The 20,721-nt window shown below is 70.3% G+C and carries 13 protein-coding genes and 2 pseudogenes; 8 read left to right on the plus strand and 7 right to left on the minus strand.

The genetic code is table 11. The features are described 5' to 3' along the window. Nucleotides 1–78: 78 nt before the first annotated feature. Nucleotides 79–282, plus strand: a pseudogene (locus ACH4N1_RS13450) (hypothetical protein); the annotation flags it as partial. 557 nt (nucleotides 283–839) lie between these two features. Here the strand turns inward: ACH4N1_RS13450 and ACH4N1_RS13455 are convergent. Then, nucleotides 840–1,463: a hypothetical protein gene (locus ACH4N1_RS13455; RefSeq protein WP_398096937.1), complete on the minus strand. Its 624-nt coding sequence runs from the start codon at nucleotides 1,461–1,463 to the stop codon at nucleotides 840–842. 528 nt (nucleotides 1,464–1,991) lie between these two features. On the opposite strand from ACH4N1_RS13455, the gene ACH4N1_RS13460 reads away from it, so the two are divergent. The 5 genes from ACH4N1_RS13460 to ACH4N1_RS13480 all read left to right on the plus strand — a co-directional run bounded on the left by ACH4N1_RS13460 (nucleotide 1,992) and on the right by ACH4N1_RS13480 (nucleotide 8,931). Next, nucleotides 1,992–3,734, plus strand: a complete 1,743-nt coding sequence (locus ACH4N1_RS13460) for a VanW family protein (RefSeq protein ID WP_398096939.1) — start codon at nucleotides 1,992–1,994, stop codon at nucleotides 3,732–3,734. A gap of 201 nt (nucleotides 3,735–3,935) precedes the next feature. Next, entirely contained in the window at nucleotides 3,936–4,436 is a 501-nt protein-coding gene (locus tag ACH4N1_RS13465) for a GNAT family N-acetyltransferase (RefSeq protein ID WP_398096941.1), read from the plus strand. A 272-nt stretch (nucleotides 4,437–4,708) separates the two neighbouring features. Then, a complete protein-coding gene (locus ACH4N1_RS13470) occupies nucleotides 4,709–5,137 on the plus strand; it encodes a VOC family protein (protein ID WP_398096943.1) in 429 nt (142 codons plus the stop codon). A 284-nt stretch (nucleotides 5,138–5,421) separates the two neighbouring features. Then, nucleotides 5,422–6,912 (plus strand): metallophosphoesterase family protein, encoded by a 1,491-nt coding sequence (locus ACH4N1_RS13475; RefSeq protein WP_398096945.1) that lies wholly within the window; start codon nucleotides 5,422–5,424, stop codon nucleotides 6,910–6,912. A 333-nt stretch (nucleotides 6,913–7,245) separates the two neighbouring features. Then, on the plus strand, nucleotides 7,246–8,931 hold the full coding sequence (locus ACH4N1_RS13480) for a ribonuclease J (protein ID WP_398096947.1): 1,686 nt from the start codon (nucleotides 7,246–7,248) through the stop codon (nucleotides 8,929–8,931). A gap of 681 nt (nucleotides 8,932–9,612) precedes the next feature. On the opposite strand, the gene ACH4N1_RS13485 is transcribed toward ACH4N1_RS13480, so the two are convergent. From ACH4N1_RS13485 to ACH4N1_RS13495, 3 genes and pseudogenes are all read right to left on the minus strand, one after another. Then, the gene (locus ACH4N1_RS13485) at nucleotides 9,613–10,446 is read right to left on the minus strand and encodes a PIG-L family deacetylase (protein ID WP_398096948.1); all 834 of its coding nucleotides are present in this window, start codon (nucleotides 10,444–10,446) and stop codon (nucleotides 9,613–9,615) included. 232 nt (nucleotides 10,447–10,678) lie between these two features. Continuing rightward, nucleotides 10,679–11,415 (minus strand): annotated as a pseudogene (locus ACH4N1_RS13490) (hypothetical protein). 223 nt (nucleotides 11,416–11,638) lie between these two features. Next, nucleotides 11,639–12,076, minus strand: a complete 438-nt coding sequence (locus ACH4N1_RS13495; protein WP_398096949.1) for a transposase — start codon at nucleotides 12,074–12,076, stop codon at nucleotides 11,639–11,641. A gap of 617 nt (nucleotides 12,077–12,693) precedes the next feature. On the opposite strand from ACH4N1_RS13495, the gene ACH4N1_RS13500 reads away from it, so the two are divergent. Next, nucleotides 12,694–13,803 carry an RICIN domain-containing protein gene (locus tag ACH4N1_RS13500; protein ID WP_398096950.1) on the plus strand — a complete coding sequence of 370 codons (1,110 nt, stop codon included), beginning with the start codon at nucleotides 12,694–12,696 and terminating at the stop codon, nucleotides 13,801–13,803. Between the two features lie 109 nt (nucleotides 13,804–13,912). Here ACH4N1_RS13500 and map read toward each other — a convergent pair whose 3' ends face one another. Further along, nucleotides 13,913–14,695 (minus strand): type I methionyl aminopeptidase, encoded by a 783-nt coding sequence (map, locus tag ACH4N1_RS13505; RefSeq protein ID WP_398096952.1) that lies wholly within the window; start codon nucleotides 14,693–14,695, stop codon nucleotides 13,913–13,915. 973 nt (nucleotides 14,696–15,668) lie between these two features. Between map and ACH4N1_RS13510 the strand changes: the two genes are divergently transcribed. Continuing rightward, nucleotides 15,669–16,148, plus strand: a complete 480-nt coding sequence (locus ACH4N1_RS13510) for an ATP-binding protein (RefSeq protein WP_398096953.1) — start codon at nucleotides 15,669–15,671, stop codon at nucleotides 16,146–16,148. Nucleotides 16,149–16,546: 398 nt separating this feature from the next. Here the strand turns inward: ACH4N1_RS13510 and ACH4N1_RS13515 are convergent, their stop codons facing one another. Beyond that, nucleotides 16,547–18,805 (minus strand): endonuclease, encoded by a 2,259-nt coding sequence (locus ACH4N1_RS13515; RefSeq protein ID WP_398096955.1) that lies wholly within the window; start codon nucleotides 18,803–18,805, stop codon nucleotides 16,547–16,549. Nucleotides 18,806–19,422: 617 nt separating this feature from the next. Beyond that, a complete protein-coding gene (locus ACH4N1_RS13520) occupies nucleotides 19,423–20,619 on the minus strand; it encodes a cytochrome P450 (RefSeq protein WP_398096957.1) in 1,197 nt (398 codons plus the stop codon). Nucleotides 20,620–20,721 lie beyond the last annotated feature (102 nt).

Below are 20,721 nucleotides of genomic sequence, written 5' to 3' on the forward strand. Positions count from 1 at the left end.
CGGCAGCCGAAGCACCGACGGGGAGCGGCGCAGCGCGCCTCCCGCGCGCCCCGCACCGGGGAGGAGCAGCAGCGGAACTACGGTCGGCTCACCGAGCAGATCCTGGAGTACTTCGCGAGCGTCGGCGACGCCGACGTGCGCGCTCGGGACGTCGCGGCTGCGCTGGGCCGCAACGGCGACAGCGGAAGCATCAACGCGGTCCGGAGCACTCTCGACCGGCTCGTCGGGAGCTCCCGCATCCGCCGGACCGGCCGTGGACTCTACCGCGCCCGGCAGTACTGACGGGGCGCTCCGGACGTCGACCCGCGGGGGCCGGGGGCCGACTTCCGGAGCACCGCGCCCGCCCGGCTCCGCCGACCGATGCCGGACCGTGTTCCGGACTGCTGCCACAGGAAGCGTGCGTCACGGTGTCGAGAACACCGTGAAATCCGTGTCGCATGTGAACAGTGTGAAGGTTCGCCCTTATGTCGCCGGACCACCCTGCTCGCCCGCCCGGTTCTCGTCGAGTCGCCGAGGGTCCCGCCGGAACGCTCGGTCATGACCGGCGGATCGTCGCCCTGCGGCAACAGCCTGCGGCCTTCAGACGCGGAGGACGACGTCGGCAGGCCCGGCCGGCCACCGCCTTCGGGACACCCGACGGGCTCGACCGTTTCCTCCGCGGTGAGTCACGCGGGATCCTGCTCCGGCCGTACCCGATCGACGGCCGCCCCACCGCCAAAGGCCCGGCCCGCGCACCACCGCCCCCACCCGGAAACCCTCCGTAGGCGGTTCGGCCCCCGCATCCCACCGGGCGACGAGCGTCCCGCCCGGACCCATAGGACAGTAAGAACCATGAACCGTCACCGACGCACGCCCCGACGGGCTCCGTGGATCGCGGGCGGCGCCGTCGTCCTCGCCCTCGGCGGTGTCGGCGTGTGGGCCCTGGTGACGCAGGACGGCGACACGCCTCGTCCGGAGCCCTCGTCCTCGGCCGACGTGTCACTGCCGACGCTGAACCCCCTGCCGACCTGGACGCCCAAGCCGAAGGCACCGAGCACGCCGCCGCCGACGCCGTCGGAGTCACGCTCGACCGGGGCGACGTCCGCGGGCCCACGCTCGCCCGGGCCGACGGGGGCGGACCGTACCCGTCCGGCCGGACCGGCCCAGGAGCGGTCGGCACCGGCCCAGGAGCGGTCGGCACCGGCGGAGGAGCGGTCGGCATCGGCGGAGGAAACCGGGCAGCGGCAGCCGTCCGCCCACCAGCCGACGTCCCACCAGCCGACGTCCCACCGGACGACGGCGAGAGCGACGGCGACGGCGACGGCGACGGCGCACGCGTCCGCCGGCCGGACGCGGAAAGCGACCCCGGCGCACACCCGGCCCGCGACGCCCACATCCTCGGCCCGGCCCCCGCGCCCCGTGACGACACCGGCACCGGTACGGCCGCCGAGGCCGTCGACTCCCGCACCGTCTCCCTCCGCCACGGCTCCCCCGCCCGGGCCGGTGACACCGGCACCGACGCGCGGCGGCGTCAAGCCGGCAACCACCACGTGGTACACGTCCACCGCGGCAGTGGCCGCCGCTCGGCGGATGACCGTGGCGGGGGTGGTCGGTGACCCGGCGTGCTCGATGGCGGCCGTGGGGCGGCCGGACCCGAGCCTGGTTCCGCAAGGCGGCCGTATCGGCACCGGCCACTACGGCTCTTACTGGTGCCTGATCTGGTAGGACGGGGCAGTCCCTCGCGTCGCCCCGGCCGAAGGCGCCCGGGCCGACGCCCGGTTCCCGGCTTCCGGCTTCCGGCTTCCGGCTTCCGGGGCAGGTACTCCCACCGGGCGATCCGGGCGCTGGGCATGCCGGGTGCCGTCGCTCTCCTCACTCGGGTCATTGATCCAGAAAGACCGGTGTGACCTGAGATATACGCTTTGGCTCCGGTTGTGCGTAGCCTGGCCGACTGCTCTCGCGCCAGGTGCCGCGGCACCTGGCGCACGTTTCGTCGATCGTTCAGGAAACCCATGCGTCTCCGAATACCCTCCGCCCCTTGGACAGCCTCTCTCCCGCCCGTCGCCCTGGCGGGCGGGGCGCTGACCGTCGGCATAGGCGGCCTGTATCTCGCCGCGCTGCTGCTCACCGGCGGTGAGATCGAGGCCGGCACGACGGTGCGCGGTGTGGATATCGGGGGCCTGACCCACGAGGAAGCCGCCCGGAAGCTGGAGCGGCACCTGGTGGCGGCCGGCCCGCGGGAGCTGGCCGTGCGGGTCGGCGACCGCAGGGGCGCGGTCGATCCGCGGCAGGCGGGGTTCACCTTCGACATCCGGGAGACCCTCGACCGGGCGGCTTCCGCCGGCACCGATCCGGTCAGCGTGATCGGCGGGCTGTTCCACTCGGGCGGTGAGCTCGAGCCGGTCGTGCGGGTCGACGGGGACAAGGCCCGTACCGCCCTCGGGAAGCTGGCGGGGACTCTCGACGAGAAGGTCCGTGACGGCGCCGTCTCCTTCGCCGAGGGCCGTGTCGAGCAGACCGCCCCGCGCACCGGGTACGCGCTGGACGTGGACGCCGCGATCGACACTCTGCGCACCCCCTTCCTGCGCGGCGCGGCCGACTCGGTCACGGTGCTGCCCGCGCGTGAGACCGAGCCGAGAGTCACGGCGGAAGAGGTGCGACGGGCGGTGCGCGAGTTCGCGCAGCCGGCGATGTCGGCACCGGTCACGCTCACCGCGGGCGGCAAGCGGTTGACGATCACCCCGACCGTGCTGGGCCGGTACCTGACGATGCGGCCGGACGACGCCGGCAGACTCACCCCGGAACTCGACAGCAAGGGTCTGCGTGCCGCCCCCGCGGTGGCCGGCGTCCTGAACGGCCTCCCCACCACACCGCGGAACGCGCGGCTGGGGCTCGAGGGCGACGAGGTCGTGGTGGTCGCCGACGCCAGACGGGGCACAGAGGTCACCGACAAGGCCCTGAGCAAGGCCGTCCTGCCCCTGCTCACCGAGTCGGGGGGCGCCCGCACCGGCAAGGTGGCCGCGCGGCAGATCCAGCCGGAGGTCACCCGTGAGAACGCGGCACGTCTGGGGCTGACCGAGAAGATGTCCTCCTTCACCGTCAACTTCGAACCGGCCGCCTACCGCACGACGAACATCGGGCGGGCCGTGGAACTCCTCAACGGTTCCGTCGTCATGCCGAACGAGACCTGGAGCTTCAACCGGACCGTCGGCGAGCGCACCGAGGCCAACGGCTTCGTCGAGGGCATCATGATCCTCGACGACCAGTACGCCAAGGCGCCCGGCGGCGGTGTCTCCGCGGTGGCCACGACCGTCTTCAACGCGATGTTCTTCGCCGGCGTCAAGCCCGTCGAGCACGGCGCCCACTCCTTCTACATCGAGCGCTACCCCGAGGGCCGCGAGGCGACGGTCGCCTGGGGCAGCCTCGACCTGAGGTTCACCAACGACTCCGGCAAGGCCGTCTACATCCAGGCCGAGTCCACCGACACCTCAGTGACCGTCACCTTCCTCGGCACGAAGAAGTACGACGAGATCACGTCCGTCAAGGGGCCGCGCACCAACGTGCGGCAGTCGGCGAAGAAGGTGAGCACCGCTGAGAAGTGCGTGCCGCAGACCCCGCTCGAGGGCTTCGACGTCACCGTCGAGCGGGTCTTCAGCGACGCCGGCCGGGAAGTGAAGCGGGAGCCGTTCCGCACGCACTACACGCCGCGTGACGAGATCACCTGCAAGGAAGAACCGAGCAAGCGCCGGCCCTGAGGACGCGACCCCGTCGACTCGTCCGGCGTGACGTCACACCGATGTTTCGCGCTCCTGCCGAACCCGGAACGGTTCATCCTGCGGCTTGACCAGAGTCGTGGAGGGTTCGGTGGTGACGCACCAGGTGTGGTGGACACGTGTGCCGGAAGCGGTGCCAGGAGATTCTGTGGAACGCGGTCCGTGCCGTGTGATGCTGGCGTCATGACCGATCATCGCGAGGTTGCCGTTGCCCGGTGGCCGGACCAGACCCCTCTGGTCGAGGAGGGCCTGGCCGCGTTGCTGGCGGCCTACCATCTGCGGACGCAGGCCGAGAAGGGCGAACCGGTTGCCGATGTGGACGGGCTGCCGGACCGCTACCGGGCGGAGATCCGCGATCCGCGGAGCGCGTTCGGTCACGAGGTCGTGCTGGTGGCCCTCATGGGCGACGCCCCTGTGGGCTGCCTGGTGGTGACCCGTCCGTCCGGCGGAGAGTCGGAGATCAAGAGACTCTGGACGGACCCTGAGTTCCGCGGCCGGGGCATCGCGTCCGCCCTGCTCGGCGCCGCGCTGGCGCACGCTGCGGAAAACGGTGTGGACACCGTGCGGCTCTCGGTGTGGGAATGGCGGACCGGGGCCATCGCCCTGTACGAACGGTTCGGCTTCGTCGTCACCGAGTCATGGGACGCGCGGGATCGACTGGTGTGCATGCAGCGCGCCGCATGAGTGGTCACAGCCTTTCGCCGACGGCCGCGACGAGAACGGTCGTTTCCCGACGGACCGTCGAAGGTCGTCCCGTAACCGGTCTTCGGCATGAGGGTGGCTGGTCAGGACCGGATCCTGGAGGCCGCCGGTGGGCTTTGCCGTCAGGATCACATCGTTCTCATGAACTGTCCGGCCCGGTCACTCGGTGTCCAAGTCGCCCAGGTCGCAACGGGGGCTGCGAGCGGATCCGCCAGGGGAAATGAGCGGCAGAGCACCCCTGGTACGGTGCCCCGATGTCAGCGATCAAGAAGTTCCAAGTCACCTTTGACTGCGCGGAACCCGAGCGTCTCGCTCGTTTCTGGTGCGAGGTGTTGGGGTACGTCGTACCGCCGCCACCGGAGGGGTTTGCCACTTGGGATGATTTCACGCGTTCGCAGCCGCCTGAGCAGCGGGATTCGTGGTTCGCCTGCATCGATCCCTCAGGGGTGGGCCCGCGCCTGTACTTCCAGCGCGTCCCCGAGGGGAAGGCCGCCAAGAATCGGCTGCATCTCGACGTGCGGGTCGGCACCGGACTCGTGGGTGAAGAGCGCCTCGCCGCGCTCGAGGCCGAACGCGCACGACTGGTCCCGCTCGGCGCGGTACACGTGCGCACGCTGTACGACGGCAATGACGCGTGCATCCCGATGCTGGACATCGAGGGCAACGAGTTCTGTATCGACTGAGCGTACGGGGCGGAAGTCGTCCCCTGAGGGGGGCGGGAGTCGTCCCGTAAGGGAGAGGTGGTGCAACCGGGCGATGCCGAACAGGGCGATGTGAACGCCGTCGCCTTTCGGACCGCGGTCGCGAAGGCTCGTCCAGGGTGCCCGTGCTTCCCCTCCCCCCCCGGCAGCCGTCAGCCGTTCGCCTCACCGGCGCGGCACGGCGCGGCGACATGGATCAGCATTCCAGTGGGCCCCGGCACCGGGGAACGTCGGTGTCCTGGACACCCGACCGGAGGAACTGTCCCATGCTTCGTCGCATCATCGTCCTCACCGCGGTCGGTGTGCTGGCCACAGGCGTGGCTGCCGGCGCCGCACCCGCACGGACCCCGGCAGGTGGTTCCGGCCCGCGGCCTCCCGCAACGTCGCCGCCACCGCCCGGAGCGGCCAACGGCGAGGCATGGGCCTGGACGCAGCTCACCGGACAGGGCACGCGGATCCGCTATGTGTCCACCGACAGCAGCCTGACGTGTCCAGCGGTCCGCTACACCCTGGGCGCGACCAGGAACCCGTTCCCCATGACCCGGGTGAGCACACCGATGGGATCCCAGTTCCCGACGACCGTGTGCGAACTGGCGGTGCCCCTCACCGCCTCGAACGCCGTACTCGAGCAGTCCTCCGTCCAGGCGGCCACGGTGCACCCGGCGAACCGGCAGCTCCCGCTGCCCGACTGGACGTCGACCACGCGTCCGCGCAGGGTCGTCGTCATCGGCGACACCGGTTGCGCGGTCCCTGCGACGGGCCCCGTGCAGAACTGCGCGGACCACCAGAACGGCTGGCCCTTTCCGAGGATCGCGGCCGGCGCCGCCGGCACGCGGCCGGATCTCGTGGTGCACGTCGGTGACTACCTCTACCGGGACGACCCGGCCAGGGAGAACGACAAGGCGGCCAACCCCGGCTGCACCACGACCACCGACCGTGCCGGCTGGAACTGCGTGGTCGCCGACTTCTTCAGGCCCGCCGAGCCCTTGCTGGCCACGGCGCCCGTCGCGCTGACCCGCGGCAACCACGAGGACTGCAACGCGGCGCAGCAGGGCGGTGCGGGAGGCGCCTGGTTCCGTTACCTCTCCGACGACCTCCGCGCCAACGGCTCGTGCAGCGTCTACAGTGCCACCACGCCGATCAGGGCCGGCACCCTGAACCTGGTCTCGGTGGACTCCTCCTTCGCCGACCCCGGCGACACGGGAGGCACCGCACAGGCCGGAATCTTCGCCAGGCAGTTCGAGGCCGTGAACCAAGCAGCACAGCAGCATCCGGGCAACGACTACTTCCTGTTCACGCACAAGCCGCTGTGGATGGTGAAGGCGGCCGGTACGCAGCCGCAGAACGTGGAATGGGTGACGCACGTGCTCGACGCGGCCGTCGCCCGCACCGGCCTGCACCAACTGGCCGACAACGTACGACTGGTGCTCTCGGGCCACATCCACCTGTACCAGATGCTCGACTTCGGCACCCGACGTCCTCCCCAGCTCACCGTGGGCTCATCGGGCGGACCGCTGGACGACGGACCGGACGACACCAAGGTCGTGGGGAAGATGATCGGCACACCGGCGCAGGCCGTCCACCAGTCGATCACGCAGGAGCAGACCCCAGGGGGTCAGGGCGTCTTCGGCTACGCGGAACTGGCCGACAGCGGCGGAACCTGGAACCTCACCTTCCACGACGCGGCCGGGGCGGTCAGGGGCATGACGTGCGCGCTGAGCTCCAGCACGGCGAACAAGTCGTTCGCGTGTCACTGAGGGCCGCGCCGTCGGCGGCGGACGCCCCGTCCGGCGACGGCCACGCCCATCCGCCGTGACGGCAAGACCCGTCAGAGGATCAGGGTTGTGACAACCCCGGGCGGCACTCTGCTGCAGAGCGAGGGCAACCACACCACCCACGCCAAGATCCGCTGAGTCGGCGAGCAGGTCATGGCCACCTCGGAAAGCCGGCTCCCGCTGCCGAAACCCCGCTGCGGCACCGGCCGCATCACCGACCTCCTGGAGGCCGCCCTCGTCCTTCACCACCCATCGGCACGAGGTGGAAAGCGGCTCAGTTGATCACCTCGGCAGTCTCTCCGGTAACGTCGGAACATGAGTCATCCGCATCCCGAACTGAAAACTGCCCCTCCCCTGCCCGAAGGAGGGCTGAGGGTCGTCGCCCTTGGCGGTCTGGGTGAGATCGGCCGCAACATGACCGTCTTCGAGCACGCCGGCAAGCTGCTCATCGTCGACTGCGGCGTGCTGTTCCCCGAAGAGACCCAGCCCGGCGTGGACGTGATCCTGCCGGACTTCACCTCGATCCGTGATCGTCTGGACGACATCGTGGCCGTGGTGCTCACCCACGGCCACGAGGACCACATCGGTGGCGTGCCGTACCTGCTGCGCGAGCGGCGCGACATCCCTGTCGTGGGCTCGAAGCTGACACTGGCGTTCCTGGAGGCCAAGCTCAAGGAGCACGGAATCCGGCCGCGCGCGGTGCGGGTGCGGGAGGGCGACCGGCGCGGCTTCGGCCCCTTCGACTGCGAATTCGTGGCGGTCAACCACTCCATCCCGGACAGTCTCGCGGTCGCGATCCGCACCGAGGCCGGGCTGGTGCTGCACACGGGTGACTTCAAGATGGACCAGTTCCCGCTGGACGACCGCATCACCGACCTGCGCGCTTTCGCCCGCCTGGGTGAGGAAGGCGTCGACCTCTTCCTCACCGACTCCACCAATGCCGAGGTCCCTGGCTTCACCACCTCCGAGCGCGACCTGAACCCTGCGATCGAGCAGGTGATGCGTACCGCACCGCGCCGGGTGATCGTCTCCAGTTTCGCCAGCCATGTGCACCGCATCCAGCAGGTCCTGGACGCCGCCCACCAGCACGGCCGCAAGGTCGCCTTCGTGGGCCGCTCCATGGTCCGCAACATGGGCATCGCCCGCGACCTCGGATACCTGAAGGTTCCCAGCGGCCTGGTCGTGAGCACCAAGGAACTGGAGAAACTCCCCGACCACAAGATCACCCTGGTGTGCACCGGGTCCCAGGGCGAGCCGATGGCGGCTCTGTCCCGGATGGCCAACCGCGACCATGTGATCCGCATCGGCAAGGGGGACACCGTCCTGCTCGCCAGTTCCCTGATCCCCGGCAACGAGAACGCCATCTACCGGGTGATCAACGGGCTGACCCGGTGGGGCGCCCATGTCGTCCACAAGGGCAACGCCAAGGTGCACGTCTCCGGGCACGCCAGCGCCGGTGAACTCGTGTACTGCTACAACATCGTCAAGCCCCGCAACGTCATGCCCGTGCACGGCGAATGGCGCCATCTGCAGGCCAACGCCGACCTGGCCATCCGTACGGGGGTCGATCCCGAGCGGGTGGTCATCGCCGAGGACGGCGTCGTCGTCGACCTCGTGGACGGGCGCGCGTCGATCACCGGCAAGGTGCCCGCGGGCAACATCTACGTGGACGGCATGGAGGTCGGCGGCGCCACCGAGGCGTCCCTGAAGGACCGCGTCACCCTCGCGGAGGAAGGCGTGGTGACCGTGGTGGCCATCGTCGATGCCGACACGGGTGCCCTTGCCGAGACTCCCGACTTCCTGGCCCGCGGCTTCGTGCACGACGACACCACCTTCGACCCGGTCATCCCCGTCATCGAGAAGACCCTGGCGGCCGCGGCCAAGGAAGGCGTCGGCGACGCGCACCAGCTGGAACAGCTCATCGCGCGCGCCGTGGCGAACTGGGCCTTCCGCACCTATCGCCGCAAGCCCCTCATCATCCCCGTCATCATCGACGCCTGACCGGCAGCATCCTTCCTCTCCGCTGCCCTGGCCCGGCGGCAGCGGGGACCGGCGCCGGAACCGGCGCCGGTGGGTCGAAGGGCTGACGCCCGTCGTTTCTTCGCCGTGCGAAGCCGGTGGCGCGTCGGCGAACCGGCCCAGACCGCCGGGGACAGGCGGAGGTGAGCGGACAGGCACGGTCTCACGTTGTGGTGATCAGGGACTCGGCACCTCGTGATCACTGGAAACCGTGCCTTCCTCCGTTCCACCCCTAGGGTCTTTCGTTTGGATCGGCCGGATCAGGGAGCGGGACCTGGTGCCGTTCATCGCAAGGCGGAGGAGGGCGCCATGGCGGAGCCATGGCAACCGACGACAACGCGGCGAGGGGCGGTGCCAGGTCCCGCGAGCCCGGCCTGATCCAAACGAGAGGCCCGAGGTGGGTCCCCCTGCCTCGGATCCGCGTCAACCCGGACGCATCGCCTGGAGGAACGTCACCCTGGGTCTCCCACCTGTGCGGTTGTCAGGTGGTTCGGGGGCGATCGCGGTGTCGGGCCGGCAGTGCGGGCACGCGTCGAAGCCGGCGGCGAGGGCCTGGGCGCGGGCTGCCGGAGCGGAACTCGCCCGGACAAGCCTCCGGGTGCGTGGCCCGCTCCCTCGCGCCGCGCGGCCGACGCGCTTTCCCGGGCCGGTCCGACAGGCGCATCAGCGCAGTCCGGCGAAGAGATCGTTCTCGGGAACGGCCGCGCCGGTGGCGTCCTGGACACGGACGAAGGTCTCCGTGCCCATCAACTCGCCGAACCTCTCCTTGCCCATCCTGAGGAAGAAGATGTTCTCCCCCTGGCTGGCGTGCGCGGCCAGCGCGTCGAACTTCTGACCGCTGAACGCGGTGGTGTCCACCCACGTGGTGATCTCGTCGTCGGGGAGGCCGATCTCGGCCATCGCGGCGGCCTCGGCGGGATCCGGCTCCGGCATGTCCGGATGGAACTCGCGCATGATCTCGCCGAACCGCCGCATCATCGAGCGGGGCATCGTGGTCCAGTACACCTTCGGTGTCAGCGCGGTCATCTCCAGCGCAGCCATCGTGATGCGGTGGGCCTGGATGTGGTCGGGGTGACCGTAGAAGCCGTTCTCATCGTAGGTGACGACCACATCAGGTCGGTAGTGCTCCATGAGTTCCGCGAGTCGGGCCGCGCCTTCCCGCACGGGGGTCTGCCAGAAGGATCCGGGGGTGTCGTTGCTCGGCCAGCCCATCATCCCGGAGTCGGCGTAGTCCAGCGTCTCCAGCTCGCTGACCTTCAGGACCTCACAGCTCGCCTCGAGTTCTCGACGGCGCGTCAAGGCGACTCCCGCCGGATCGTGCCCGGGATCGCCCGGCTTGACACCCCCCGGTCCGTCACCGCAACCACCGTCGGTACACGTCACGAGAACCGTGCGGATGCCCTCCGCCGCGTACCGCGCGAGGACCCCTCCGGTCCCGGTGGCCTCGTCGTCGGGGTGGGCGTGTACTGCCATGAGGGTCAAGGGTCGGTCGGTCATGAAACAGTCCTCCTGCAGAAATACGTCGTGGTCCGAGTGCGCGGCGGACGTACCGCGATCCCGGGGCCCGGATCCTGGCGGGGCGGACGATCTTGCGATCTCCGTGTTCCCCGCGCGTGCGGCGCCGGCCCCCCGGTTGGTGCAACTGTCCCGGCCTGACCGGCTGTTCCCGGCTCGGCCGCTCGGCATCCCGGACGTCGGCGTTTCCACGCGACGAGGTGCAGGTGTCTCCTCACTGCGGCCGCATGAGGTCCAGGTCCTCGCCCCATGCGTCCAGTACCCCGCCGTGTCCGGCCTCTCGGGCCGCCGTCTCGACAAGGGTGAAGAGGTGCCGCTGCAGGGATACGTCGCCTGTTGCCGAGATGCGGTCCACGGCACGGAGCAACACGTCGGTGTCCCAGCCCGGAAGCGGATGCCGGTCAAGCTCCCACTCCAGGTACTTGTTGCAGGGGCGGGGGCGACGGTCGAGAGCGAAGAGCAGTTCGAGCAGGGGCCGGATGCTGTCGGTGGCGTCCAGGCGAGCGGCGAGAGCCTGGCCGTCCCGGTGGTTCTTGACGGAGCGGTAGAGCGAGTTGGCGTAGGCGTCGAGCCAGCCGCCGGCGTCCCGGAACGCCTCATCGGCATCCAGGCGTGCCTTGTCGGCGAGGATCCGGGCGATGCCCCCGTCGAGCCGGTCGAGCACGACCTGGGCCCGGGCGAGGGCGTAGCGTTCGGAACCGGGCGTCCCGGCTGCACGGAACTCGGTGAGAGAGACGATGACGAGGTCGAGCTCGCGGTGCGGTGGCCCGCCAACCGGGTGAGACCGGTCGTGACGTCATCGGCGATGACCACGTACAGATCGTGGTCGGAGTGCTGGGTGATCATGCCGTCGTGGGCTCGGGAGCCTTTGAGGACGAGGCCGACGACGGCTGGATCGGCGGTGGCGAGTTCGACGAGCACGTCGTAGGTGAGGGGCTGCTGAGCAGTCATGGTGGGGATCTCCGCTGAGGTGACGACAGGTGTGCCTGCTGGGCATCCCTTGTCCGAGAGGCGCCCTGCACCGTCTGCGGCTGCACAGGGCCGCCGCCCGGGAGATCAACGCACATCCGGACTGTACCTCGTGTCGGGCCGTGGGACAGGGCGTTCAGGTGGACGTCAACATGCCGCCCCCCCCTTGGCCACAGCCCCTCGTCGAGCGCTGCGACCGGCACCGTCACCTGACGTTCGTGTGCAGGCGGACAGCGGCGAAGGTGAACTCGATGGGATTCGTGGTGCGCGGACGGATCCAGTGCTCGGCGGGGAAGTCGTAGAACGCCGGCAGTTCGTTCACGTCGTCGGTGATCTTCTCGACGGCCTCGGGAAATTTCGCGCCGTAGGTCTTCTCGAACGCGGCGCCCGCCCGGAGTGCGTGGTCGCGGTCCTCGGCGTTGCCGATCCCCTGCGGGGCCTTCCGCGAACCGGGCGCTCCGTCACCTACGGCCGGGACGGGAGTGCGCATCCTGCGGCGCCGGCGATCGCGCGGCAAGTCGCCCCAGGAGTCGGCTGATGCGCGGCAGCCGTCGCTCATGGCGATGTCCACCACGCCGAGCACGGGCGCGCCTCCCGACCAGTGCGGCAACTCGGGCCCACGCGGTACCAGTCGATCGATCACCCGGGAAGATACGCCCTCCCGAGCCGGTCCACAGGAACTGAGCCTTGCCCGCGTCCGGTCTCCTCCCGGAGTGAGGCAGTCCTGGCCGAGTAGGGCCCGTCGGGCTGAGCGGCTCCGTCCGGTGAGCCGCCTCCTGGCGCGTGACGGCGGCGACATCACTCCATGCACCATCAACTAAGCTTTTCCCAGCCGTGATTCCTCTTCACACAGGCCGGTCGAGCCCGCCCCGCCTGGGAAGCGCCGTCCCGGTCAGCACGTCGCTCGATCGCCGGCGTCAAGAAGGGCGTCTTCTCCCTCTTCACAGGTGCCGTCGACACCCGGCGCCGTCCGGCGATCCACACGCGCTTTCCGGCCGAGCCCGAGAAGAAAGGTAGGGAGAGCACATGTCCGACCAGCAGCAGGCGTCCAGCGAGCCCACTGCCTCCGAGCGGGCAGCTGCGTCGCCCGACGCCGTCGAGGTACTCCTCAGCGGCGCAGGGAAGCCCTCGACTGCCTCAGCGCCGGAAAGCGCCGCTGCGGGAAGGACCGCGGCGACCGAAGCGGAGAAGGGGGCCGACCCTGACGAAGGGGCCCCGCCCACCGGTTTCACGGGCGGACCGAACGCCGGTGCCGCAGCCGTGGGGCGGACGGGTACCGCAGGGGACACCGGGGAGGCATCCACCGGAGAAAAGCCTCGGGGCACCGCCAGCGCCGAGGCGACGGCCGCCAAGACCGCGAGCGGCGACGTGAAGGCCGACGAGGACGAGAAGGGCGCTGCCGCCGGTGGCGAGGGCGCAGGCGCCGACAAGGTGAACGGCGCGCAGGGCCTGTCCGCCGCGGCGGCCAAGGGGCAGCGCAGGACCGTCGCGACCGCCGTGGATGACGGTGGCGCGACCGGCTCCAGCCAGAGCGGGGCCGGCCGCCCCCGTAAGCCCGTGCTCGCCGGTGCCGCCGTAGTGGGAGCGCTTCTGATCGCCGTGCCGCTGCTGATCACGGCGAACGACAAGGACGAGGAGAAGAAGGCAGCCGACACCGCGGGCTACGACACCGTCCTGGACACGGCCAAAGACCCGGTCGGCGTCTTCGCCATCCAGTCCCCCTCCCCCGCCCGGACCGAGAGGGAGGAGAAGGACGCGAAGGAGAAGGCGTCCGCGACGCCGACTGCGGACAGGCCCGCGGCGCCCGCCGCACCCGCCACGCCCGCCGCGAAGCCCAGCCCTTCGCCGAGCCGGGGAACGACGGCCGTCGTGAGGAAGGCGCCGAGCAATCTGCCGAACGTCCTGACCAAAGTGCTGATCAAGAACCACACCAACCGCACCTGCGTCGATGTCCCCGGCTTCACCAGCGGCCGACCGGACGGGCCGGTGACGCATGCCACCTGCAACAGCAACACGGACGACAACCAGCTGTGGAACGTCGAGAAGCGCTACGACAAGGCCGGCCCCGGCGGGGTACCGCTCTTCCAGATACGCAACGTCATGGACAGCATGTGCTTGGACCTGCCCGGCTACCAAGGCGTCGGAGGGGCCACCAAGGTCACGGAGTTCCCCTGCGACGGCACGACGAACGACAACCAGCTGTGGTGGCTGGACAAGCAGTCCGACGGAACGTTCTGGATACGCAACGCCGCCAGCAACAACCAGTGCCTGGACTCCTACGGACCCGACGACCAGACGCGCGACCTGATCATCTGGCCCTGCGCCCCGGAAGGCCAGAACAACCACGAGTGGATCTTCACGCGATCCTGACCGAGCCCGTCGTGCCGGGCCCGGCACGGTCCGGTCCGGGCGTCACCGGCCCGGCGAGCAGGCCTCCCAGGACGTCGGCCCGGTACGGCACCTGCGGAACAATCCGGCCTCACGGATGGGCTTGTCCGGGCAGAGTGAGGATTTCGGCTCCGTCGTCGGTGATGGCGATCGTGTGCTCGCTGTGTGCTGTCCGGCAGCCTGTCGCACTTCGGAGCGTCCACCCGTCGGTATCGGTGACGAGTCGAGCGGTGTCCGCCATGACCCACGGCTCCAGTGCCAGCAGCAGCCCCGGGCGCAGTCTGTACCCACGGCCAGGCCGCCCGGTGTTCGAAACGTGCGGGTCTTGGTGCATCGTCGATCCGATGCCGTGGCCTCCGAACTCGGTGTTGATCGGATAACCCGCCTCGCTGAGCACCGTACCGATGGCGTGGGAGATGTCGCCGATGCGAGCCCCGGGCCCGGCGGCGGCGATCCCCGCGGCCAGCGCGCGTTCGGTCGCGCTGATCATCGCGACGCTCTCCGGGTGCTTCGCGTCGCCCACGATGAAGCTGACGGCGGCGTCCGCTGCGACTCCACCCCGGGAGACGGCGAGATCGAGTGTCAGCAGATCGCCGTCGGCGAGTGTGTAGTCGTGCGGCCGTCCGTGGAGCACGGCGTCGTTGACAGCCGTGCAGATGTAATGGCCGAACGGTCCGCGTCCGAAGGACGGCTCGTAGTCGACGTAACAGGACGTGGCCTCCGCCTCGACGATCATAGCCTTGGCCCACCGGTCGATGTCCAGCAGGTTCGTGCCGATCACGGCGCGGCTCTTCAGCGTGTGCAGGATGTCGGCGACGAGGGCGCCTGTGTCTCTTGCCCGGGCCAGCAGGGTGGGGTTCAAGATCTCGATCATGGGGCACCTCTCTCCGCAACCAATAACTATACCGTCATTACTATACCGGTACGGGAATCGGGATCATGATCGGGCTGCCGCTCACTCCGGCAGAGGCCGAACGCGGCCGGCGCAGGACGCGGCTCCCGCCGGACCGTGCTCGCGCAGCCGGGGAAGCATGGTCACCGAGATCGAGGTACAGCCGGACAGGGAGGGCCCGACGGCGACATCGTGCATGCCGAAGTACGCAAGGGCGAAGTTGCGTTGATGATCGCGATTGCCGACGAGGAGTACGCGGTCGCACCTCCACTCGGCATCAGCAGCGACACCGGTCTGTGTCCGCACCTTCCTGACACCACCGACGGCGACGACTGGTACCGCCGGGCCATCGGCACAGCAACGCGCGGGGTCGTTCCGCCCGAGGGCACGCCTTGGGGCAGCCGCCGAGCCCGCGTGCCGGACCCGGAAGGACACGAAGGGAGCGCAGGCACCCAAGAGCCGGGCCGATCCTGGTAATTCCTTGGCCACGGGGATCGGGACGCGCTCAGCCGGCTGCGCTGTGCGTCGGCCGGAGGCCGTGGCTCCCGTGCCGCGCCGGCGCGTCGGAGGCGTCGAGCAGGGCAGAGGTGGGGGCGTGGGCCAGGCGCGGCCATTCGCTGCGGGGCCGGGCGGTGTTGTTCGCGGTGACGAGAACGTTGATGCCGCCGGAGTCCGGTCCATGAAGATGACATCGCGGAAGTCGACGACCGTGTGCGGGGCAAAGCCGCCCTGCCCGGTCAGGTCAGGTCCGGTCCGGTCCGGTCCGGTCCGGTCCGTGACAGGCACTCACCACTGCAAGGCCGCTGTCCACGCAACCGAATGTCCCAGCACGGTGTCAATCGTGTCAGGTCAGGCCGAAAGCGCCTGCGGCGGGGCCGCCGGGAGGGGGGCCGTGCGATGCTTCGCGGACACAACGTGAAGTTCGTGTGACGATCACGCGAGACGGGGCGGGCGTATGGAGCAGGCCACAGGAGACGAGGGACAGAAAACGGGGGACAACCATTCGCTGTCCGCGTCTGCCGCCTACGACGGCGCCCCTTCCTGTATCGGGGCGGCCCGGCGTCTGGCGACCGCCTTCCTGACCGAGGTGCAGGCCGTGCACGGGCTGCCGGTCTCCGAGCGGGCGATGGGCATGACGCAGTTGGTCGTCAGCGAGCTGGTCACCAACGCGGTGAAGTACGCGCCCGGTCCCGTCATGCTCGATCTGCAGATCAGCGACGGCGCGGTGCGGGTGTCGGTGTGGGACAGCGACCCGGCCCTGCCGGACGTCGCCGCCACCGACCCCCGGCGCGTGGGCCGCCACGGCCTGGAGATCACCCTCGCCGTCAGCCAGGCCTACGAAGTACGCCGGGAACCGGTCGGCAAACGCGTCACAGCCGTGATCGCGCTGGCCGACGACCCCGGCGGAGACATCGCCGGCCGCACCACCCCCTGACTGATCGTTCCAGGATGAGCTTGGTGAGGGGCTTGGCCGCGACCTGGGCCGGCGGCAGACTTCCGCGGGCGTCGGACGGTCTTGTGCCTGATGGCCGTTGGAACCTGCCTGATGACCGGCGGGGCCGGTAGCCCCGCCGCTGCCTCCTCGTCCGCCGCGTCGCCGCAGGTCTCCGGGACGGCTGCCGGTGGACGACCGAGCTGCCCTGCGGGGGATCGTCCACGTGCTGCGCGAGGCAGTGCTGTCGACTCTCTGCCGGGCACCTCGGTCCGGCCCTTCGCCTCCGTGCTTCGTGCGACGCGTACGCCCGTCTCGGCGCCTTCACGGCCTTCACAGCCCTCTCGGCCCTCTCGGCCCTCTCGGCTGTTCAGGTTTTGTCCGCCACGGCGCCGGATCCCTCAGGGCCAGACGCCGGAGAAGTCGATCTCGCGGGCCCACTCCGGATGGTCTATCAGCGGATTCCGGTTGCCCTGGAGTTCCGCGACGGCCGCGTTGCGGTGCAGTTCGTACTCGGTGACCGGTTCCCTCTCGTGCCACTTCAGCAGTACGGGCAGCCGGTCCTCGGGGAACTCGCGCGCAACGTCGCCGACCTGTCCCGGATACCGGAGCAGGAAGTACATGGTTGCCCGGGAGACCGCTCCTTTGCCGTTCTCCGGCTCGAATCCCACGCCCTCGCGCATCCCGCAGTCGTCCCGGACCGCCTCCTCGAAGTCGGGGAAGTCGAAGTACGGGAAGTTGCCGCGGAAGCTGTTGCAGCCGACCTCGCACGCGAACAGGTGGTGCAGGTCGCCCCGCATGGGCTCCTGCTTGGCGAACCACGACTGCGGCACCACGTGCTCGCAGTTGAACGGCATCGACGCCTCCAGTGCGTCGAACTCCGCCTCGAACTCGGCCGGACCCGCCGTGCTCTCCTGGAGCAGCAGTTCCCGCACCCTGGCCAGCCGTGCCTCGGCGACGGCCGCGTCGGCCCGTATCAGCTCCTCGGGGGAGAAGTCCTTGCCCGAGTAGATGCTGCGCAGCCGGCCGTCCTTGTGCAGGTCGACCCAGGGGTAGACCAGTCGCATCGGCTTGTAGCGGGGCCGCGGGGTGTGGGTCTCCTCCAGCAGCGCGGTGAGCGCACGGCGCAGCGCGTCGCCGTCGCCGGTGTCCACGCTCGCGTAGTACGCCTCGCGTGCCGCCGCGTCGGCGGTCCGGTCGTAGTACGGACGCTCCCGCGCGAGCCGGTGGTTGAACAGCGCGGCGTCGACGTCCTTCTCGACCGCCGACACGGCGTCCGTCCGCCCGGCCGGGGGCTGCGGCGCTGTCGTCGGCGTCGGCGTCGGCATCGGCAGGGCGGCGAGAAGGCCCGCCGACGTGGCAGATGACGCCGACGAGGCCGGCATGGTGCCGAAGTCGACGGTGATCCGCAGGGGGACGGTGAACCGCACGGCCCCGTCGGCCACCGGCGACGGCAGGCCCTGCGTCTGTTCCTGCGCCGTCGTGTGCGCCTGGGCCCGTGACCCGTCGGTGCCCACCGGGGAGGCGCCACCGTCCGCCGTGGGCAGGGGCAGGGGCACCGGAGGCGCGCTCTCCACGGGGGACGGCGTGAGTCCGGCGGTGAACACCTCGTCCCGCAGCCGGGCCGCCTCACCGGTCAGGGTGACCTCGTGCAGCGCGCTCAGCACCCGGCTGATCCGCACGCCCTCGTTGGCCCGCCACGCCAGTTGCTGGTCACCCATGTCCGGGCGCCACACCGAGCCGTCGACACTCAGGGGCCGGCCCTGGTCGTCGGTCTTCGGAACGGCCGAGTGGTGCAGGGCGACGACCTCCCACTGGTCGTTGAAGACGGGAGACCCCGACGAGCCCTCCCGGGTGTCGGACTCGTAGTGCAGGAACCGCTCCAGCACGTCGACGATCTGGTTCTCCCGCAGCGCGATCTGCTTCGGCTCGCCCCGCGGGTGCTGGATGATGTTGACGAACTCCCCGATCACCGCCTTGCCCTGCGCCTCGCTGAGCATCAGCCGGCCGAACGAGGACAGTTCCTCGCCCCTGGTGCCGCGCGGGGCCACCGCGACCAGGCTGTAGTCCAGCGCGCGGTCGGTCACGAAGAAGCGTTGCGGCTCCAGTTCGAAGACCGCCGGTGTCAGCGGGTTGCCGTCGATGTCGTCCTGCAGGGAGAACGCGACCTTGCTGCGGTCCGCGTCCGCCACGTCGCGCAGCACGTGGTTGTTGGTGAGCAGCAGGGAGGGGGACACCATGAAGCCGGTGCCGTGTCCGCCGCCCGGTCCGGTGATGGTGACCCGGCCGACCGGGCGGGACGCCTGGAAGCCCTCTTCCAGGAACGCCACCGGGGCGAGGTTGTTGCGCCCGATCAGGCGCTCGAGCCCCAGCAGCTCGCTGGTGAAGGCCTCCGGGGGCAGTCGCAGGGTGCTTCCCGCGCTGCTGGCGGGCTCGGTCGGTGTCTGTTCGATCGCCCGGGCCATCGCCCAGTCGGCGCCGAGCCGTGCCAGCCGCTTCTCGACCCGCTCGGGGGCGTCGGCGTAGAGCACGCCGCGGGTTTCGAGAACGTTCTGGTTGCGCTGCCGTTGTTCGTTCCGGTTCTCGTAGCGTGCCGCGGCCATCGTCAGTTGCGACAGATAGTCCGATTCTCGTTCGGAAACGAGTTCCGCCGTGGCCATGATCCGCCTCCTGGCCGTTCGGATGGTGGCAGTGGTGTCTGAGACGCGGGGTCTCCGAGGGACAGGCGGAACGGCGTCCGGGAAAGGCGTCGGCGCTGCCGTGAAGGGTGTGATGCGCTGCGGGGTGGTCGCGCAGCTTTCCATATGGTTCTGCTGCTACCGATGCTTCCAGACGTGGGAAACATGTGCAAAATCACCCAGCGAACCCAATGGTTGAAGGTTCACTTGGTCACGGTGCCGTGCGGAAACCCTGCCCTGCGGGGTGTCGCTCGCGGCACCCCGGATCACCGGCACGAAATCGGCGCCGCCGGAGGCCGCGATGCCGGGGCGGCCGGTGGACCGGCCAGGCGTCGTACCACCCGGCACCGGACTGCCGCGACGCGTCCCGCACCACCGGGGAACGACCACACCCCCGCGCCCTCGCGGCGGCTGGACACGATGGACACCGGGCCTCGGACACGCCGAAGACGGTACGGCCGTGCCGGGGGGGGGACCCCGCGGCACGACGTCCCCGGGCGGAGCGGACGCGGGAGGGCCCGGGCGGCCAGGAGTGGCGCGTCCTTCCGTCGTCGTGGAGCGTGTTCGCCTTCCCCGTCAGCGGCGTTGCCGCTCACCGGTCACCCGGTGACGCGTACCGGCAGGCTTCGCGGGCCGCGGATCAACATTCCCGGTCGCCAGATGATCGCCGCCGGGTGGATGTCCAGGGTCAGGTCGGGGCAGCGTTCCAGCAGCGACCTGACCGCGATCCGCGCTTCCAGGCGGGCCAGCGGAGCTCCCAGGCAGTAGTGGATGCCGTGGCCGAACGCCAGGTGGCCGCGGGCGTCGCGGGAGATGTCGAAGCGGTCGGGTGAGGGGAAGCGGGCGGGGTCGCGGTTGGCGTCGGCCATGGCGATCAGGACGAGTTCGCCGCCGCCCGGGACGACCGTGCCGCCGATCGTCACCGGCTCGGTGGTGAAGCGGAACGTGGGAGTCTCCACAGGACCCTCGTAGCGGAGCATCTCCTCGACGGCGGCGTCGACGGAGGAGAGGTCCGCGCGCAGGGCGGCCAGTTGCCGCGGGTGGGTCAGCAGGGCGAGGACGCCGTTGGAGATGAGGTTCACCGTGGTCTCGTGGCCGGCCACGAGCAGGAGCCAGGCCATGCCCTGGAGTTCCTCGCGGGACAGCCGGTCCCCGTCCTCGTCGGAGCCGTGGATCAGCGCGCTCATGAGGTCGTCGCCGGGCTGTTTCCGCTTGTCCTCCACCAGCTCCGCCATGTATCGCGCCATCGCGGTTGCCGCTGCCCTGCGTTCTTCGGGATCGGTGGCGCTGAGGGCGTCGTTCGACCAGGTCCTGAAGGATTCGCGGTCCAGGTCCGGTACGCCGAGGAGTTCGCAGATCACGGACATCGGCAACGGGAAGGACAGCGCCTCGACGAGGTCGGCGCGTCCGTCGGGGGCGGCGAGCATCCGGTCCAGCAGCGCGTCGGTGGTCTTCCGGATGCTCGGGGCGAGTTCCTCCACCCGGCGCGCGGTGAACTGCCGGGCGACCAGCTTGCGCAGCCGCGTGTGGTCCGGCGGGTCGGCCCTGAGCATGTGCGGGCCGGCAGAGATGGCTCCCAGCGGCAAGGAGGGGGACGCCCTGCTCCAGTCCTTCGAGAGCCGGGGGTCCGCGAGTGCGGCACGCCCGGCCTCGTACCCGACGACGAGCCAGGCCTCCGCGCCCCCTTCCGGCATCCGGATGCGGTGCACCGCGCCCCGGGCCCGTAAGTCGGCGTACACGGGATAGGGATCGCGGGTGAAGGACTCACCCAGTGCGGCGAGGTCAACGATGTCCACAGGGCTGCCGTTTCATGGGTAGGGACGTGTGCAGGGTCGAAAGCCGGCGTGTCAGCCGGTGCTTCCCGGGGCCCCGAGCCGAAGTCGCTGCCTGTCCGCGGT

Origin of the sequence: Streptomyces sp. NPDC017202, assembly GCF_044331705.1 — a bacterium.
Lineage (GTDB): Bacteria > Actinomycetota > Actinomycetes > Streptomycetales > Streptomycetaceae > Streptomyces.

Excerpts from the sequence above, each read along its gene's own strand:
- ACH4N1_RS13460 (WP_398096939.1), top strand. The coding sequence starts at position 1,992 with ATGCGTCTCCGAATACCCTCCGCCCCTTGGACAGCCTCTCTCCCGCCC.
- ACH4N1_RS13475 (WP_398096945.1), top strand. The coding sequence starts at position 5,422 with ATGCTTCGTCGCATCATCGTCCTCACCGCGGTCGGTGTGCTGGCCACA.
- ACH4N1_RS13510 (WP_398096953.1), top strand. The coding sequence starts at position 15,669 with ATGGAGCAGGCCACAGGAGACGAGGGACAGAAAACGGGGGACAACCAT.
- ACH4N1_RS13470 (WP_398096943.1), top strand. The coding sequence starts at position 4,709 with ATGTCAGCGATCAAGAAGTTCCAAGTCACCTTTGACTGCGCGGAACCC.
- map (WP_398096952.1), bottom strand. The coding sequence starts at position 14,695 with ATGATCGAGATCTTGAACCCCACCCTGCTGGCCCGGGCAAGAGACACA.
- ACH4N1_RS13515 (WP_398096955.1), bottom strand. The coding sequence starts at position 18,805 with ATGGCCACGGCGGAACTCGTTTCCGAACGAGAATCGGACTATCTGTCG.
- ACH4N1_RS13485 (WP_398096948.1), bottom strand. The coding sequence starts at position 10,446 with ATGACCGACCGACCCTTGACCCTCATGGCAGTACACGCCCACCCCGAC.
- ACH4N1_RS13465 (WP_398096941.1), top strand. The coding sequence starts at position 3,936 with ATGACCGATCATCGCGAGGTTGCCGTTGCCCGGTGGCCGGACCAGACC.
- ACH4N1_RS13480 (WP_398096947.1), top strand. The coding sequence starts at position 7,246 with ATGAGTCATCCGCATCCCGAACTGAAAACTGCCCCTCCCCTGCCCGAA.